This window comes from Acinetobacter sp. P1(2023), assembly GCF_028367635.1.
GTDB lineage: Bacteria > Pseudomonadota > Gammaproteobacteria > Pseudomonadales > Moraxellaceae > Acinetobacter > Acinetobacter pittii_E.
Genome location: NZ_JAQNDD010000011.1, coordinates 137049 through 153476 on the forward strand (window position 1 = coordinate 137049; position 16428 = coordinate 153476).

Genomic DNA, 16428 nt, shown 5'->3' on the forward strand with positions numbered 1-16428 from the left:
ATATGAACTATCCTCAGGAAGCAAATATCGTTTTAGATATGAAATTTAAAAAAATGGTAAAGCAGAGAAATAGATTCGCCGTTTTTTTAAGTTTAATTGTACTCAGCATTTACTTTATTTTTATAGGAACCGCTACCTTTCACCCTGAATTGCTTGCAATGCCTTTAGAAGCAAGCAAGGTCACAGTTGGTTTGCCTATCGCTGCAATTGTTATTGTATCAAGCTGGCTAATAACCGGCTTATATATCTTCATTACAAATCAATATTTTGACAAACAAAAAGAAAAATTAAGAAAGGAATACCGTTATGAATAAATATATAGCTTTTACCATGCTCGCTTTACTTAGCTCGGGTGCTTGGGCGGCTCCAAGTGAGCCAAGAAACTGGACTGCAATCATCATGTTTGGATGCGTAGTTGGTATTTCATTGCTTATTACCTTTAAAGCTGCCAAGAAAACTGTATCAAAAGAAGATTTTTATACAGCTGGCAATGCAATTTCTGCTAAACAAAATGGTCTGGCAATTGCTGGAGACTACATGTCAGCATCAACCTTACTTGGTATTTCAAGTATGGTTTTCTTCAAAGGTTATGATGGCTTTATCTATGTGACTGGCTTTTTTGTTTGCTGGCCCATTTTAACTTTCTTGATGGCTGAGAGACTGAGAAACCTTGGAAAATATACTTTTGCCGATATTGTCTCGTACAGACTAGATCCGCAAAGAACGCGTATTTTAGCAACTTGTGGCTCGCTCATCGTGGTGTGTTGCTACTTAATTTTGCAAATGGTAGGAGCAGGCCAGCTTATTAAATTACTGTTTGGATTAGATTATAAAATTGCTGTCATTCTTGTTGGCTGTTTAATGCTGGTATATGTCATTTTTGGAGGAATGCTTGCTACAACGTGGATACAGATTGTTAAAGCAATTCTTTTACTCTTTGGTGGAACAGTTTTAGTATTTCTGGCATTTAAAGCATTTGGTTTCAGTCTAAATAATATGGCTACGGCAGCCGTTAATGCACATAAACTTGGACAAAAAGTCTTAGAACCAGGACCAATGCTATCAAACCCAATTAATACGTTATCTATGTCTATCGGTTTAATTTTTGGTTTAGCAGGTTTACCACATATTCTTATGCGCTTTTTTACAGTACCAAATGCTGCTGAAGCACGCCGTTCAGTATTTTACGCTTCTGGCTATATTGGATATTTCTTTATTGTAGTCTGTATTTTAGGTTTGGCTTCAATCGCTATAGTAGGCACTAATCCACACTATTTTGTAGATGGACAATTAGGTGGTGACCTCATTGGTGGTAGTAATATGGTTGCGATGCATCTAGCAAAGGCGCTTGGTGGAAATTTATTACTTGGCTTTTTATCTGCTGTAGCATTTGCAACAATCTTGGCGGTTGTTGCTGGTTTGGCATTGGCTGGAGCTTCAGCAATTTCTCATGATTTATTTCAAAAAGTCATTAAGAAAGGCAAAGCAACTGAAAAACAAGAAATGATTGTATCTCGTCTTTCTGTCGTAGTTTTAGGTGTGATCGCAATAGCATGTGGAATCTTATTTGAAAAAATGAATATTGCTTTCTTAATGGGTCTCACGTTCGGTATTGCTGCTTCAGCTAACTTTCCTGTACTTATTCTTTCTATGTATTGGAAAGATTTGACCACTCGAGGAGCTATATATGGTGGTTTTACAGGGATTATTTCTGCAATTATTTTCGTAGTTTTATCTCCGACAGTTTGGGTTGGAGTATTAGGGCATGAAAAAGCCATATTTCCATTTGATAATCCTGCATTATTTTCAATGCCATTAGCATTTTTGGTCAGTATATTCTTTTCATTAACCGATAAAAGCGCTAGAGCTGTGCTGGATAGACAAGGATTTGAATTACAGGTTGTACGTTCTGAGCTAGGAGCGCAGCAAAGTATAGTAGATAAAATTCCTTTACATTAAACAGAAAAGCCCACGAAAGTGGGTTTTTTATGGCAACTCATAAAGATAGTGAGTAGCATAGCTCACTAGGGTAAATTAAGAATTAATGACAATTTTAGAGAAAGCTTCCTAGAGAATTATTCTGGCTAAGATTAGAAATAGGGTTAACCCAATTTAAATGGTTAACAGTGTCACAGCTTGGTAAGTTGCTTGAGCAACAGATACAGTTGTGAGTAAGCTCAGAATTCAGTGCAGTAAAGAATAAAACAGCGTAGCAGCAGCATAGAGAGTGAAGCCTTATATATGGTAGGTTTCCAAATATCTTACTGCGCTTATGTTTACCTAGAACTAGGTTCATAATTTAATTATTTTAAAAATTAAAATATTTCAATTGGATATGTTGTTTTTTTATAAGATTTAAAATATTTGGTTCATGAACCAAATAAAAAAGACTAAAACAAAGCAGTGGATTTACCAATATGATGTTCCTTTAATTCACAATGCGTTTGAATGAGCTTCACCGTTAAATAATAAAAAATATGCAAAAATTCTAGTCAGGCAAATCACTAATTCGAATCAAATTAGTAATAGGACTGCCATTTATTTTTTAATTTAAAGGATTGAAGTAGCCATGACTAGCTTTTCAAATATTGAGTCTCAGTCACAGCAAGTTGTGCATAAAGACATAAAAAAATCCTTAATTGCAAGTGGCATAGGCAATTTATTGGAATGGTATGATTGGACAATTTATGCAGTGGCTTCAGTATATATTGCTTCCGCATTATTTGATAAAACTGACCCGACATCAGCATTGTTAAATACATTAGCTGTCTTTGCTGTTGGATTCGTTTCTAGGCCAATAGGCGGGTTTGTATTTGGTCCGCTTGCAAATAAATTTGGCCGGAAAAATATTATGCTGGTCACCATGGTAATGATGGCATTAGCAAGTTTAATGATCGCTTTTATTCCATCTTATGAAGAGATTGGAGCATGGGCATCAGGTCTATTACTCATTGCTAGATTGGTTCAAGGTTTTGCTCATGGTGGAGAAACCGCAACCTCGTATGCATATATTGCAGAGATAGCTCCACCAAAAAGACGTGGCCTATGGTCTAGCATGTCATTTTTCGCAGTGGGTGCTGGGTCATTATTAGCAACGCTTTTTTTAGCATTACTCAATGTGACATATACAGATCAACAAATGCATGATTGGGTATGGCGAGTTCCTTTTGCAATTGGAGGTGGGCTTGCATTCTTTGCTATTTATCTTCGTAGAAACATGATTGAAACACATATTGAAAAAAATAATGATCAAATTTCGGAAGAAGTAAATTGGCCTTTTTCTAAAATTATGAAAGTTGGTATTAAACTTTTCTTTTATGAAGCAGGTTCAACTTTAACATTTTATACATGGGTAACTTGTGCTGCTATTTATGCAATCGGCATTCAAAAAATGCCTGCAAAAGATGCTTTTATGATGAGCTGTATTGCGCAAGTAATTTATCTGATCTGTCTACCATTTCAAGGGCGTTTATCTGATTACATTGGAAGAAACAATAACTCCTTAATCACTTATATTGGTTCATCTTTATTGCTGTTCCCATTGTGGTCATTAATTAGTAATGAGCCTTGGACTTTATTAGTGGCTCAGAGTATTGGTTTATTTACCATGGGTTTCTTGATGTCTTGTAAACCAGCAGCAATGTCAGAACAAATTCCAACAAAATATCGAACTAATTTTCTAGGCTTTTTCATGTCTTTGGCAGTAACCATTTTTGGTGGTACTGCTTCCTATGTGAATACTTGGCTTTACTCAATTGATAAAGGTTGGATTTTTAATGTTTATCTAATCGTGGTATCCGTAATCGCTTCGGTTGCAGTATTAAGTTGGAAGAATAATAAAGGCATTGATTTAGATCAGGTTAAGTAAAGACTTAAAAGCAAAGACCGAAATATAGGTCTTTGCTTTTTTATGGAAATTTAAAAATATTTAACGGAGTTATAATGCAAAAATTATTTAAGGATAGAAAAGTTTTAATTACGGGTGCTGGTAACGGTATTGGTGCCGCAATTGCAGAACATCTTGCCCAGCTAGGTGCGACAGTTGCTCTAATAGATTTTAATTGTGATCTATTGGTCGCTAAGCATCAGGAGTTAGCAGATAAAGGCTATCACGTCAGTTCATTTTGTGCTGATATTGCTAATTATGAAGCTTGTCAGGCTGCCTATGAATATTTTTATAACGAAATAGGCTTTATTGATACTTTAGTAAACAATGCTGGGATTTCACCAAAGCATCAAGGACATGCCCATAAAATCTGGCAATTATCTCCCGAAGAATGGCAACGGGTAGTAGATGTTAATTTAAATGGATCTTTTAATTTGATTCGGATTTTAGTTCCCCAGATGATTAAACATAAATTTGGAAAAATTATTAATACATCGTCAGTTGCTGCAAATGCATATCTTCCTGTGGTTGCTTGCCACTACAGTGCAACAAAAGCTGCAATTATTGGCTTAACTCGACACTTAGCTGGAGAATTGGGTGTTCACAACATTCATGTAAATGCAATTGCACCCGGACGTATAGAAACGCCTATGGTTTTAGAAGTGGGCAACCAAGTAAACCAACATGTGATTGATGATACGCCTTTAGGCCGATTAGGCACCTCGACAGAAGTCGCAAAAGTCGTAGAGTTTTTGGCTTCAAATGACAGTAGTTTTGTCACTGGACAAGTAATTGATATTGCTGGTGGTTGGCTCATGCGATAAAAAAAGGGAGAAGTCTCCCTTTTTTCTTTAGCAATAATGATTGGTTTTTATTATTGCCTGTTTCAGGTTTTCTTTATTCAGAGGCGGCTCAAAATTTTTACTATATTCATTTTGAAGTGTATGCATAATGATCGTTTCTAACATGGAATCATTGATCTCTTGATGATATCCCAGTTCAGCAATTGTGGTCGGTAAATCAACAGATTTAAGAAAATTAATCAGCTCAATAATAAAAATATGCTCTCTATTTTCTAATACAGCTTGGACAACGGTACCATAAGCTACTAACTCTCCATGTAAATTGGTGGCTAGCTCTGGAATGGCTGTTAAACCCCTTATAAGAGCATGCGCCAAAGATAAGCCACCACTTTCAAAGCCTAAGCCACTTAAAAGTACTGTCGACTCAACGACTCGTTCAACTGACGGAGTAATATGGTGCTGTTTAACATCGTCATAAGCCATTTTTCCGTATGTGATGAGATTACTATAAGTATTATTTGCTAATAATAATGCTGTTTCTAATGGTGGTGTCGAAAATGAATTCAATCCATTTGCATTTTTACATTGGTTTACTTCAAACATTTTACTAATAGCATCACCAATACCAGCAGCAAAAAAACGAGCAGGTGCTTTTACAATTGTATCTAGATCGACTAATACAATATCTGGATTTCGCTTTGTTTTTTCTACACCTTGGACTTTATGATTCTCATCGTAAACAATTATAAGTCTGCTTGTAGGAGCATCGCTAGATGCGACTGTAGGGCAAATAATAATGGGTATATTTAATTTTTTTGAAATAGCTTTAGTGGTATCCATTGCTTTACCGCCACCTAGTGCAATGATGGAATCGATATCGCGTTGTTCCATAATATGACTAAGTTGCTCAATAGTTTTATAGGTACATTCACCAGGGAATTTATAGCTAATAAAATCTAAATTTGACTGCTTAAGTGAAATAGTGACTTTATCTAAGATAGACCCCTCAATAGCTGAATCATAAATAATTCCCATTCTTTTTAACTGGTGTCTTGTTGCAATAACACCAATATTTCTTAGAGCATGTTCACCTTGAATATATTCACCTGGAAATCCCATTATTCTTAACATATCTAATCCTTTAATAATCTTGGTTAATTTGGGGTAATAGAAAAGACAAAATGCCAATCATTTAAGAATTGGCATTTTTCTAAAAAAGATAGAATTTACTATCTAATGATCTTTTCTAATTCACTTTCAGGAATACCAATATTTTTGTAATGTTCTCGCGTGGCTTCTAACTTGGTAAATACATCTTCATAACCTACAGCTTTTCCAAATGGGTCTACATATGTATAGCCACCATGCACGATAAACAGTGTAATCATTTCAGTAACATCTTCAGGTACGAAAAGGGTATGGGTTTCACCAGGCGGTTCGTAAGCAAATGATTTTTCTTCTGCAACCCAATCATGCTCAAGATAATACCAACGACCTTTAAGTACGAATGCATGTACTGCTCCAGTATGACGATGTCTAGATAACACACCACTTTTTCGAACACGTAATAAGTTTACATAGTAGCCAGAGCTAGTATTTAAAAGCAGAGGTTTAAAACTTACAGAGTCAGATGTAGGTACCCATAAATTATCGTCTTTCAAGGCCTCATCTAAAACGCCGGGAATTACAAGGTCAGGCGACATATAGGGAACTTGCGGCAACTGAAAAGGCATAAGTTCTTCATTGGCTGAATAATCCGGATTTCTTTGCTGTAGCATCACTTTCTCCTTGAAATAAAGCATTCCGATTGAGTTAGATACTAACAAAAGCAATTTGATCGTAGATTGAGTCAAATTCAAACTACATGTGAACATCAGGCAAAGTTTATGTAAATTAAAAGCTGCTATATTCAAATTTACTCTAATGATGTTTGAGAAAAATATTATGGACAATTATCGACAATTGATGGCCTTTATTTGGGCATACGAGCATGGAAGTTTTTCAGCAGCAGCAAGAGCAAATGATTTAACACCATCTGCCATTAGCAAATTAATTAATCGTCTAGAAAATCGTTTAGGTGTACGACTTATCCAAAGAGGAGCCAGACAACTCACACTGACTGAAGAGGGCGTTGCATATTTAAAGAGTGCACGAAATGTAGTAGCAGCAATGAATGAGGCTGACTCTTTAGCTGAAGCATTTCCAACTCGAGTAAGTGGTGTTTTAAAAATTAGAACGATGCCAACGTTTGCACAACACCAAATTTTACCTTGGTTGCCTGAGTTTCTTGATAATTACCCATCTTTGAGTGTGGATTTTGAATTGAATGCTGTGTATCAGGATGATTTTGATCGTGGCGTTGATATTGCAATCTATGGGGGAATACTTCCATCTTCATCTAGAATTGCAACTCGAATTGGAGATAGTGAATGGATAACTTGTGCTTCACCTCAATATCTTGAAAAATATGGAATACCTAAACATCCTCAAGAGTTATTACAGCATCGTTGTTTTCATTTCAATTTTTCAAGTAGTTGGAATAATTGGGATTTCGTAGAAAATAATGAAAGTTTTATTGTTCCTATCAAGCCGATAGCCTCTTTTTCTCAAGGGACTTTTTTAAGAGATCTTGCCTTAAGAGGAGAAGGGATAGTTAGACTCGCGGATTACCATATTGGTGAAGATATTAAACTTGGAAGACTAACTCCTATTCTAGGAAATTTTCGTTCTGGTATAACTGAACCTCAGTATATTATTTATGCAAATCGGAAGCTCCAAAGCCCAAGGATTAAATGCTTTATTCAATTTCTACAGCAAAAAACCAAGAATAAGCCATGGCGAATAATTTTTTAAAATTTTAATCTTTTATTCTAAATTAGATAGGATCTAACCCTTAAAATCGCGCTTTAACCCCACATATATCAATAGTTAAAGTCTATTTGGATGGATTTCAAAAGGTTGAGTTTTATCAAGGTGTGTCAAGGTAAACTCGTGTAATTAGAATAACCTAGTTTAAGATTTAATTATTTCAGCAGTAATAGAGCTTTTACTTGTACAGTAATATTTGGGGGAAATAACTTCTATGCTAGGCAGTCCAATGGTTTCGGCTCTTTTATAATTTTCATTTCGTAAAGCTACGTAAAACAAAAAAAGCCACTATTTAGAAATGACTTAATTTAAAATTTTAGAATACTAGGATTAGCTTTCTAGCTTTTTTATAAGGGTATTTAAAGAAGGGTTTCAAATTAATGATCCCAAAAGCCTAAAAGAATCCTATTTATAATTATTAATAACTGATCTAATTACTTCCTGTACATCCAGAATTGCTTTGTCTTTTAGCGATGTTTTTCTACATGAAAGAACCATCGGGTAGGTCGGTATCGAAATTGGACATTTTGTATAAATTAGTGAGGGTACAATTTCAGAAATTTTTCTTGCAGCATGGGTTGGAAGCGTACAAACGGTCCCTTTCCTTTTTAATAACCAAGGAATGGCTGCAAAATGAGAGGTGGATGCAAATATGTGCCTGGTTTTATTTAATTTTGTTAAATGTTCGTCAACTATTCCGATCTGTGCTGTATTAGAAATTAATAGATGTTCAAAACCTAAAAATTTTTCCAAGGTCAGATCAACAGCATCTTCAGGGTGAGTGACTAAACAAGAATAATCACCTAAAACCATTAATTCTCGGTACAAAGAGTGATAGTAAATACCACCAGAAGTCACTCCAATATCAACATTATGTTTTACTAACATTTCAGCAATAATATGCATGTATGTCTGTTTTATCACGATTCTATAATGCGGAAATTTTAATCTAACTTGCTCGATAATCTCTTGTGCAAATGCAATTTCAAAATCATCTGACATACCAAGAGTGATAATTCGTTGCTGTAATGTATTGGTATTATCTGGTAGAGATATTAGTGTTTCTCTAAAAATATTTAAGGCATTGCTGACCAATGGTTTTAAAGCATGGGCTTTAGTGGTGGGTGCTAGACCCCTACCAGTCCGTTGGAAAAGTGGATCTTGGTAAATATCCCTAAGGCGTCTTAAAGATGCACTGACCGCAGACTGAGTAATTCCTAAACGTTCCGCTGCACGCGAAGCATTCTGCTCTTCATATAGGATTTCAAAGCACTTCAAAAGATTTAAGTCGATTTGTTCGATATTAATTTCATTCATATCTGATAGTGCCTAAATCCTATTCCATAAAGATGGTGATTATATAACAATGAATTCAGACGTAATGAACGGAACTTGTATGGAAAGTAATAGATAAGGTTCTTATTTACGTGACGCTTTATAAAATGCTATCAATTTTTTGGTCAAAAGGTATTGATATCATTGTTGATTTTTAACCTGGTCTAGCAAATAGGATTGATCAGGTTTATTTGGAAAAATATGATTAAGGACTGATTCTATGACAGATTATCTTTTAAATCTAGCTTTTCGATGAGTTAATCACTCTAGACAATTGAACCCCCCGTTAAATTTTAATCTAAACACATATGAATGTTGTTTATAGGGGATTCGTTTGCCAAAAAATGCAGGGATGTGTTCAAGCACAAGCATTTTAAAGTTTCGATATAGGAATTCGACATGTTAAAAAAACTACATGTGCAGGTAATTATTGCAATTATTGCTGCCATTATTTTGGGTTTAGTCTCCCCTGAATGGGCAAAGGCAATGAAGCCATTAGGTCAAGCATTTATTGCTTTACTAAAAATGCTTTTAGCTCCTTTGATTTTTCTTACTTTGGTTCATGGTTTAACTCATATTAAAGATATGAAAAAACTAGGCCGTTTGGGTGTTAAGTCACTTATTTATTTTGAAGTACTAACAACTGTAGCAATGCTGATAGGCTTTGTTTTTGTCAATGTGTTGCAACCTGGTTTAGGGCTTCATGCAACGGACTTAGCCGAACCTGATGCAGCAAAGGGCTCAGCCACGCTTTCAGCGGTTGATTTCTTCTTAAATATGATTCCCCATACCATCGTAGATGCTTTTGCGACTGGAAACGTATTACAAGTATTGGTTGTTTCAATTTTAGCGGGTATGGCTATCAATTTATGTTGTGGTCCAGACTCTGTCATTGTTAAAGGAATTGATGAAGCACAAACCATCTTGTTCAAGATGCTCGGCTTTATCATGAAGCTTGCTCCACTCGGTGCTTTTGGTGCGATGTCGGCTGCAATTGGTAGTTACGGCGGTGAAACACTTATTTATTTAATGAAATTAATTGGTGTTTTCTATGCAGCGTGCTTCTTCTTTATCGTATTTGCCCTTGGTGCAGTTACGTGGATTATTGGACTACCTTTCCTCACCATTTTAAAAGTGATTCGTGACGAAATACTTTTGGTATTCGGTACAGCATCTGGTGAAGTTGCCTTTCCTAAACTGATTGAAAAACTCAAGAAAACTGGTTGTGATGAAGCCGTTGTCGGGTTCGTATTACCTACAGGTTATAGCTTTAACTTAGATGGCACAGCTTTATATATGGCAATTGCTGTGGGCTTTATCGCACAAGCGACTGACACGCCTTTGAGCTTAATCGACCAACTGGTTCTATTAGCAATTTTAAGCTTTACCTCGAAAGGTGGAACTACTGTTGCTGGCGGTGCCTTTATTAAGTTGGCGGCGACTTTACAGTCTGTAAAAACTTTACCGTTAGGTGGTTTGGGACTGTTATTTGGTGTTGACCGAATTATGGCAACCATCATGGCAATTACCAACATTATTGGAAACACGCTTGCAGTCTATGCAGTCGCTCGTTGGGAAAATGCTTTCGATGCTGACGCCTTTGAAAAACAAACAGGGAAGAGACCTAAACGTAGTTTGCTACGGGCAAAAGATTCTTTGGTAGAGACACCATTAGCTTCTGATTCAAATCAATCAAGTTAAGTTTTAGATAAATCCCATTAATTATCACAACTTCTTATATCGAGAATAAACATGCGTTTAAAAGCTATCGACCCAGAACATTTAACTGCTGAACAACAGGTTGTATTCGATGCAATTGCAAGTGGTCCACGTAAAGGTGTACGAGGTCCTTTAGCGATTTGGTTGCATCATCCCAAGTTAGCAAATTTAGCCCAAAGTCTTGGTCAATATTGCCGATACGATAGCTGTTTAGAGCCGCGTTTGAGTGAATTAGCCATCTTACTAATGGGTAGACACTGGCTCGCTGAATATGAATGGGCTGCCCATAAACCTTATGCAATTGAGGCTGGCCTAAGTACAGACGTCATTGAAGCAATTCGTTTAGGTGAGAAACCTGCGTTTATTCATAAAGATGAACAATTAATTTATCAGTTCATTTGTGAGCTTCATGAAACTAAAAGGGTGTCTGAAAAGATCTATAGAGAAATAGAGCAACTACTTGGAACAGATACCTTAATTGATTTGGTCGCGATAGCAGGTTATTACACCCTGATTTCTATGACGATTAATGTTTTCGAAGTTCCACCCCCAGCAGGTGTAACTCCTGAATTACCAACCCCAGAAGTAGGAATTTAATATGTTTGATGAAATTAATCCTCAAGGACGTTTGAAAGATAAAGTTGCAATCATTACAGGTGCCGGTTGTGTTGGTCCAGGTTGGGGAAATGGTCGTGCAGCGGCAGTACTTTTTGCAAAAGCAGGGGCAAAAATTTTTGCTGTAGATCGTTCGATTGATGCAATGCAAGAGACTTTAAATCGTATTCAAAACTTCGATGGTGAAGTGACACCTTTTGCATGTGATGTGACTGACAGTGAATCAGTTCAAACCATGGTTGAAGCTTGTGTAGAGAAATATGGTCGTGTCGATATTTTAGTGAATAACGTGGGTGGTTCTGCTGCTGGCGGAGCTGTCGCGTTATCAGAAGAGGCATGGAATAAACAGCTCGACTTAAATTTAAAAAGTGTCTTTTTAACTTGTAAACACACCATTCCATATATGGAGCAACAAGGTGGTGGTTCGATTGTAAATACGGCTTCAACTTCTGGAATCCGTTTTACAGGCGCTCCACAAGTTGCCTATGCCGCAAGTAAAGCCGCGATTATTCAATTATCAAAAGTGACTGCTGTCGAATATGCCCCTAAAGGAATACGTGTAAACACTGTCTTGCCGGGTCAATTACATACCCCGATGGTTGAGGTCCGTTTAGCAGGGCAACGTACAGGCGGTGATGTCGATCAATTGCTTGAAAGCCGTTTAAAGCGAATTCCTGCGGGTTTTATGGGAGATGGTCGTGATACAGCTTTTGCTGCTCTGTTTCTTGCAAGTGATGAAGCGCGTTTTGTTACCGGAACTGAAATTGTAGTCGATGGCGGAATGACTGCACGTTGTGATTAAGGTGAATTCTGAGTAACTCCAAATATGTGAGGTACATGGAATATTTGTTGAACCTAATAAGATTTGTTTAGGAAGTACTATGTCATTTAATTTGCCAAAAGGTTCATGGGATTGCCATTTTCATATATACGGGCCTTTTGATCGCTTTCCGTTACCTGAAGATGCTGCATATCATCCTGAACCAGCAACATTTAAGCAGTTGCTTGAATTACACAAAAGTTTAGGAATTGAACACGGTGTTTTTGTTCAAGCTGTTGCCTATGGTTCAGATAACTTCATCATTTTAGATGCGATTGAACAAAGTAACTTTAATTATCGAGGAGTTGCTTTAGTAGATCACGATATTACAGATGAACAACTTGTTGAATTAAAGCATGGGGGAATTTGTGGTATTCGCTTTAACATGATGGGGCATTTGCCTGGAAATCATGACCCACAAGCATTACGTGGTTTGGTTGAACGAGTTGCAAAGCTCGGATTGCATATTCAGATACACGGAAAAATTGAGGATATCTTCCCAGCGATTGAAGCTTGGCAAGACATAGATGTCGATATTGTGATTGATCATATGGCACGACCTAATTTGCTTGATTCACAAGATGCAGAAAATACTTTTATCAAGTTGCAACAAGTCATGATGAATCCGAAGCGTTGGCTAAAAATTTCCGGAATTGATCGTGCAATGAATGGACAACCTGCCAGCACTTGGGATGCTTCACTGAATTGGGTTCAGAAGTTAATCAAACTTGCACCAAACCGCGTGGTATGGGGAACAGATTGGCCTCATCCAAATGTAAAAGGTGAGGTTCCTAAAGATGATGAGCTTTTAAATTTTGCATTGAAAGTACTCGATACGCCCGAATTAAAACAAGCCGTATTTGTCGATAATCCACGAAATTTATATTTCAGAGAAAATTAATGCTTTAAAACCAATGAAGTATTCATTGACTGAATACTTCTTCACTTAAAAGGAAGTAAAAATGAATTTAAAAAAACTAGTCTCAGGAATGGGTTTATCAATTGCTATGATCGTGCCAGCACATGCAGCGCAATTAAATGTTATCGCCTCTGGTTCTTTTCATGGTGCGATGGATACTCTTATTCCAATGTATGAAAAATTAACTGGAAATACGGTTCATATCGAATGGGGACCTTCTGCCGGAAAGTCTCCTGAATCATTACCAATGCGAATTAAAAACAATGAAAAGATGGACTTGGCTATTATTTTGGATGATGCACTTAAATCTAATGAATTAAGTCAAAATTTTGACTTATCTAGTCGTACTGAATTGGCAAATTCAAAAATTGGTTTGGCTGTGAGTAAAGGTACTAAAGTACCACCATTAAAAAATGAAGCAGACTTAAAGGCAGCCTTATTGTCAGCCCAAAAAGTTGCCTACTCTCAAGGCTCAAGTGGTGTCTATATTCGTTCAACACTATTTAAAAAATTGAATATTGAACAGGAAATGCAAGCAAAGGGGCTTGAGGTTCCGGGTAAAAAGCTGGTCGGAGAAGTGTTAGCAGAACATCAGGCTGATGTCGGAATGCAACAGATTAGTGAGCTTAAGCATACTAAAGGGATTACCTTTGTTGCACCTTTACCTGAAAGTTTGCAATACGTTAGTAAGTTTTCATCAGTGATTTCTAAAAAAGCTGAACATCCTGAAATCGCAGCTCAATTTGTACAATTTTTAAAATCTAATCAAGCAGCAAGTATTTTGACCAGTAGTGGTTTGGAACCAATTGGTAAGTGAGGAATCACCATGAAGAAATACTTAACTGCAATTTTATCGACATCATTGAGCCTCATGGGATGCTCAAGTCTTGATAAGGTTGAATCTAATATGGATCAAGCAAATTTAATTTCAAATTTCTCTGTTCATAAAAAGCAGATACAACAAGGTGATGTCTCAATTGAGTTCTATGTACAAGGGAAGGGTCCCGTAATTGTATTACTGCCTTCGTTAAGTCGTGGCGCTAGAGATTTTGATGTTGTTGCAGATTATCTTGCAAAATCAGGCTTTAAAGTAATACGTCCTGAACCTAGAGGCATCAATGGCAGTACAGGGCCTTTAGAGAATTTAACTCTCCACGATTTTGCTGCTGACGTTGCTTTAGTTTTAGATGCTGAAAAAACTGGACCAGTGGTAGTCGTTGGACATGCATGGGGAAGTCAGCCTGCACGTATGCTTGCTGCTGATCGACCAGATCTGGTTCGCGGTATTGTCATGGCCGCTGCTTCAGCAGGTAAGTTACCTAAAGATTCAACTGAAAAACCGTATGGGCGTTTACGAGATGCAATTGATAACGCAGGGAATTATAAGCTTCCTCAAGAACAACGTATCACATATCTAAAACAAGCTTTCTTCGCACCTATGAATGATCCACATGTGTGGTTAAACGGTTGGTATGAAAAAAACCATGCTGCTGAAGCTCATGCACGAATTGTAACGCCAATTGATGAGTATTTTTCAGGTGGGAAAACGGTTCCAATCCTTGATTTACAAGGAGAGTACGATGCCGTTGTCGTCAAAAATGTAATGAAAGAGTATTTGCCTGAACGAGTTGTTGAACAGGTCATCAAAAACGCAGGTCATGCGATGGTACCAGAACAACCAGAAGCGATGGCAAATGCGATAGCCAAATTTTCCAAACAAGTTTATTGAGCCAATTAGTTGACTTAAATCTGCTTATTTAATTTTTAAACCACAATCATCTAAAACATGGAGTTGATTAGGATGAACAAAACCTTAGCTATTTTATCTACAGCAATATTATTAGCCACAGCAACGGTTACGGAAGCAAAGCAAACAAACGTTACACCAGCAACGCATACAGCAGCTGCCTCTAAGGTAAGCAATGTGCCTTATGAGATGGTGAAGTATGGTGATGTCTCTATTCAAGCTTATGTACAAGGTAAGGGTCCAACCATTGTGATTATGTCGTCACTAGGGCGTTCTGTACGTGACTATGACGTAGTTGCACAAGATTTAGTCAAACAAGGCTTTAGAGTGATTCGACCGGAAGTTCGTGGAATTGGTTTAAGCCGCGGTCCAATGGAAAAATTGCATATTCAAGACTATGGAAATGACGTTGCAGCAGTGATCGAACATTTTAAAGCTGGACCTGCAATTGTAGTTGGCCATGCATGGGGCAATTTCCCAACCCGTATGGTCGCAACGCAACGTCCAGATTTGGTTAAAGGGGTGGTGTTAGCTGGCGCTTCCGCAGGTAAAGTGCCAGAGGGATATAAAGGTAAACCAATTGGTCCTGAAATTCGTGAGGCGATTGATAATGCTGGAAATGAAGAGCTTCCAGAAGCTAAGCGTATTGAATATTTAAAACGTGCATTCTTTGCACCAATGAATGATCCGCGCGTATGGCTAACTGGTTGGCACCACGAAGCACACGATGCTCAAGGTTATGCGCGTAATAACACTCCTGTAGATGACTATTTTGCTGCTGGCAAAGCACCAATTTTAGATATTCAACCAGAATACGACACAGTTGCGCCTAAACCTTTAAGAGGTGTTTTAAAAGGTGCTTTAGGTGATCGAGTGACGATAGTCGAAATTAAAAATGCAGGTCATGCCTTAGTTCCAGAGCAACCGAAAGCTTTAGCGGATGCCATTGGTAAATTTGCTAAACAACAATTCGCGAAAAAATCATAGTTGTTCCTTAAAGAAACGGACGTTCAGGAACGTTCGTTTCTAATCGATTTTGTGTATTACGGCTTTAAGAGACTTTTCCATATGATTGACAAAAGTAAGTCCTCACTTAGCGAGGTACTATCGCAGATTAAAGATGGCGCGACCATTCTGATTGGTGGTTTTGGTACCGCAGGACAACCCGCTGAACTCATTGACGGACTAATTGAACTGGGTATTAAAGATTTAACGATTGTTAGTAACAATGCCGGTAATGGCGATTATGGTCTGGCTAAACTGCTTAAAGCCGGTTCGGTTAAAAAAGTGATTTGTTCTTTCCCACGTCAGGCAGACTCTTATGTGTTTGATGAGTTGTACCGTGCCGGAAAAGTCGAGCTTGAGGTGGTGCCGCAAGGTAATCTGGCTTGTCGTATTCAGGCAGCAGGTATGGGACTTGGAGCTGTATTTACCCCAACAGGCTTTGGAACACTTTTAGCTGAAGGCAAAGAAACCCGTGAGATTGATGGTAAAGACTATGTACTTGAATATCCGATCAAGGCTGACTTTGCCTTGATTAAAGCCTACAAGGGCGATCGCTGGGGCAATCTGGTTTACCGTAAATCTGCACGTAACTTTGGCCCGATCATGGCGATGGCTGCTGATGTCACTATTGCTCAGGTGTCTGAGGTGGTTGAGCTAGGTGGATTAGACCCGGAACACATCATCACCCCAGGTATCTTTGTACAGCACGTT

At 37.6% G+C, this 16428-nt stretch carries 16 protein-coding genes; 13 read left to right on the forward strand and 3 right to left on the reverse strand.

The features are described from left to right. Nucleotides 1-2 precede the first annotated feature (2 nt). The 4 genes from POD11_RS15440 to POD11_RS15455 all read left to right on the forward strand — a co-directional run bounded on the left by POD11_RS15440 (nt 3) and on the right by POD11_RS15455 (nt 4710). Entirely contained in the window at nt 3-314 is a 312-nt protein-coding gene (locus POD11_RS15440; RefSeq protein WP_262457805.1) for a DUF485 domain-containing protein, read from the forward strand. Continuing rightward, complete coding sequence (actP, locus tag POD11_RS15445; RefSeq protein ID WP_262457807.1) at nt 307-1959, forward strand: cation/acetate symporter ActP; 1653 nt, start codon at nt 307-309, stop codon at nt 1957-1959. Before POD11_RS15440 ends, actP begins: the two co-directional genes overlap by 8 nt. A 610-nt stretch (nt 1960-2569) precedes the next feature. Further along, nucleotides 2570-3868, forward strand: a complete 1299-nt coding sequence (locus tag POD11_RS15450) for an MFS transporter (protein WP_262457808.1) — start codon at nt 2570-2572, stop codon at nt 3866-3868. Between the two features lie 74 nt (nt 3869-3942). After that, nucleotides 3943-4710 (forward strand): SDR family oxidoreductase, encoded by a 768-nt coding sequence (locus POD11_RS15455; protein WP_262457809.1) that lies wholly within the window; start codon nt 3943-3945, stop codon nt 4708-4710. Nucleotides 4711-4737: 27 nt separating this feature from the next. Here the strand turns inward: POD11_RS15455 and POD11_RS15460 are convergent, their stop codons facing one another. Together POD11_RS15460 and POD11_RS15465 are read right to left on the reverse strand one after the other, a co-directional pair. Beyond that, on the reverse strand, nt 4738-5820 hold the full coding sequence (locus POD11_RS15460; RefSeq protein ID WP_262457810.1) for a glycerol dehydrogenase: 1083 nt from the start codon (nt 5818-5820) through the stop codon (nt 4738-4740). A gap of 98 nt (nt 5821-5918) precedes the next feature. Continuing rightward, on the reverse strand, nt 5919-6467 hold the full coding sequence (locus POD11_RS15465; RefSeq protein WP_262457812.1) for a 2,4'-dihydroxyacetophenone dioxygenase family protein: 549 nt from the start codon (nt 6465-6467) through the stop codon (nt 5919-5921). A 166-nt stretch (nt 6468-6633) separates the two neighbouring features. On the opposite strand from POD11_RS15465, the gene POD11_RS15470 reads away from it, so the two are divergent. After that, nucleotides 6634-7542 carry a LysR family transcriptional regulator gene (locus POD11_RS15470; protein WP_174766331.1) on the forward strand — a complete coding sequence of 303 codons (909 nt, stop codon included), beginning with the start codon at nt 6634-6636 and terminating at the stop codon, nt 7540-7542. A gap of 420 nt (nt 7543-7962) precedes the next feature. Here the strand turns inward: POD11_RS15470 and POD11_RS15475 are convergent, their stop codons facing one another. After that, nucleotides 7963-8874 carry a LysR family transcriptional regulator gene (locus POD11_RS15475; RefSeq protein ID WP_100192789.1) on the reverse strand — a complete coding sequence of 304 codons (912 nt, stop codon included), beginning with the start codon at nt 8872-8874 and terminating at the stop codon, nt 7963-7965. Between the two features lie 417 nt (nt 8875-9291). Between POD11_RS15475 and POD11_RS15480 the strand changes: the two genes are divergently transcribed. The 8 genes from POD11_RS15480 to POD11_RS15515 all read left to right on the forward strand — a co-directional run. Further along, nucleotides 9292-10593, forward strand: coding sequence for a cation:dicarboxylate symporter family transporter (locus POD11_RS15480; protein WP_262457813.1), 1302 nt, complete (start codon nt 9292-9294; stop codon nt 10591-10593). 51 nt (nt 10594-10644) lie between these two features. Continuing rightward, nucleotides 10645-11208, forward strand: coding sequence for a carboxymuconolactone decarboxylase family protein (locus POD11_RS15485; RefSeq protein WP_262457814.1), 564 nt, complete (start codon nt 10645-10647; stop codon nt 11206-11208). 1 nt (nt 11209) lies between these two features. Continuing rightward, the gene (locus tag POD11_RS15490) at nt 11210-12028 is read left to right on the forward strand and encodes an SDR family NAD(P)-dependent oxidoreductase (protein WP_262457815.1); all 819 of its coding nucleotides are present in this window, start codon (nt 11210-11212) and stop codon (nt 12026-12028) included. A gap of 79 nt (nt 12029-12107) precedes the next feature. Continuing rightward, nucleotides 12108-12947: an amidohydrolase family protein gene (locus tag POD11_RS15495; RefSeq protein WP_262457816.1), complete on the forward strand. Its 840-nt coding sequence runs from the start codon at nt 12108-12110 to the stop codon at nt 12945-12947. A 61-nt stretch (nt 12948-13008) separates the two neighbouring features. Next, the gene (locus tag POD11_RS15500; RefSeq protein ID WP_262457818.1) at nt 13009-13782 is read left to right on the forward strand and encodes a substrate-binding domain-containing protein; all 774 of its coding nucleotides are present in this window, start codon (nt 13009-13011) and stop codon (nt 13780-13782) included. Between the two features lie 9 nt (nt 13783-13791). Next, a complete protein-coding gene (locus tag POD11_RS15505) occupies nt 13792-14694 on the forward strand; it encodes an alpha/beta fold hydrolase (protein WP_262457819.1) in 903 nt (300 codons plus the stop codon). 72 nt (nt 14695-14766) lie between these two features. After that, nucleotides 14767-15699: an alpha/beta fold hydrolase gene (locus POD11_RS15510; protein ID WP_033847748.1), complete on the forward strand. Its 933-nt coding sequence runs from the start codon at nt 14767-14769 to the stop codon at nt 15697-15699. An 81-nt stretch (nt 15700-15780) separates the two neighbouring features. Next, nucleotides 15781-16428, forward strand: a 648-nt coding sequence (locus POD11_RS15515) for a 3-oxoacid CoA-transferase subunit A (protein ID WP_271743485.1), incomplete at its 3' end; no start/stop codon positions are given.

Coding starts and splice junctions, on each gene's coding strand:
- POD11_RS15440 (WP_262457805.1), top strand. CDS start 3: ATGAACTATCCTCAGGAAGCAAATATCGTTTTAGATATGAAATTTAAA.
- actP (WP_262457807.1), top strand. CDS start 307: ATGAATAAATATATAGCTTTTACCATGCTCGCTTTACTTAGCTCGGGT.
- POD11_RS15450 (WP_262457808.1), top strand. CDS start 2,570: ATGACTAGCTTTTCAAATATTGAGTCTCAGTCACAGCAAGTTGTGCAT.
- POD11_RS15455 (WP_262457809.1), top strand. CDS start 3,943: ATGCAAAAATTATTTAAGGATAGAAAAGTTTTAATTACGGGTGCTGGT.
- POD11_RS15460 (WP_262457810.1), bottom strand. CDS start 5,820: ATGTTAAGAATAATGGGATTTCCAGGTGAATATATTCAAGGTGAACAT.
- POD11_RS15465 (WP_262457812.1), bottom strand. CDS start 6,467: ATGCTACAGCAAAGAAATCCGGATTATTCAGCCAATGAAGAACTTATG.
- POD11_RS15470 (WP_174766331.1), top strand. CDS start 6,634: ATGGACAATTATCGACAATTGATGGCCTTTATTTGGGCATACGAGCAT.
- POD11_RS15475 (WP_100192789.1), bottom strand. CDS start 8,874: ATGAATGAAATTAATATCGAACAAATCGACTTAAATCTTTTGAAGTGC.
- POD11_RS15480 (WP_262457813.1), top strand. CDS start 9,292: ATGTTAAAAAAACTACATGTGCAGGTAATTATTGCAATTATTGCTGCC.
- POD11_RS15485 (WP_262457814.1), top strand. CDS start 10,645: ATGCGTTTAAAAGCTATCGACCCAGAACATTTAACTGCTGAACAACAG.
- POD11_RS15490 (WP_262457815.1), top strand. CDS start 11,210: ATGTTTGATGAAATTAATCCTCAAGGACGTTTGAAAGATAAAGTTGCA.
- POD11_RS15495 (WP_262457816.1), top strand. CDS start 12,108: ATGTCATTTAATTTGCCAAAAGGTTCATGGGATTGCCATTTTCATATA.
- POD11_RS15500 (WP_262457818.1), top strand. CDS start 13,009: ATGAATTTAAAAAAACTAGTCTCAGGAATGGGTTTATCAATTGCTATG.
- POD11_RS15505 (WP_262457819.1), top strand. CDS start 13,792: ATGAAGAAATACTTAACTGCAATTTTATCGACATCATTGAGCCTCATG.
- POD11_RS15510 (WP_033847748.1), top strand. CDS start 14,767: ATGAACAAAACCTTAGCTATTTTATCTACAGCAATATTATTAGCCACA.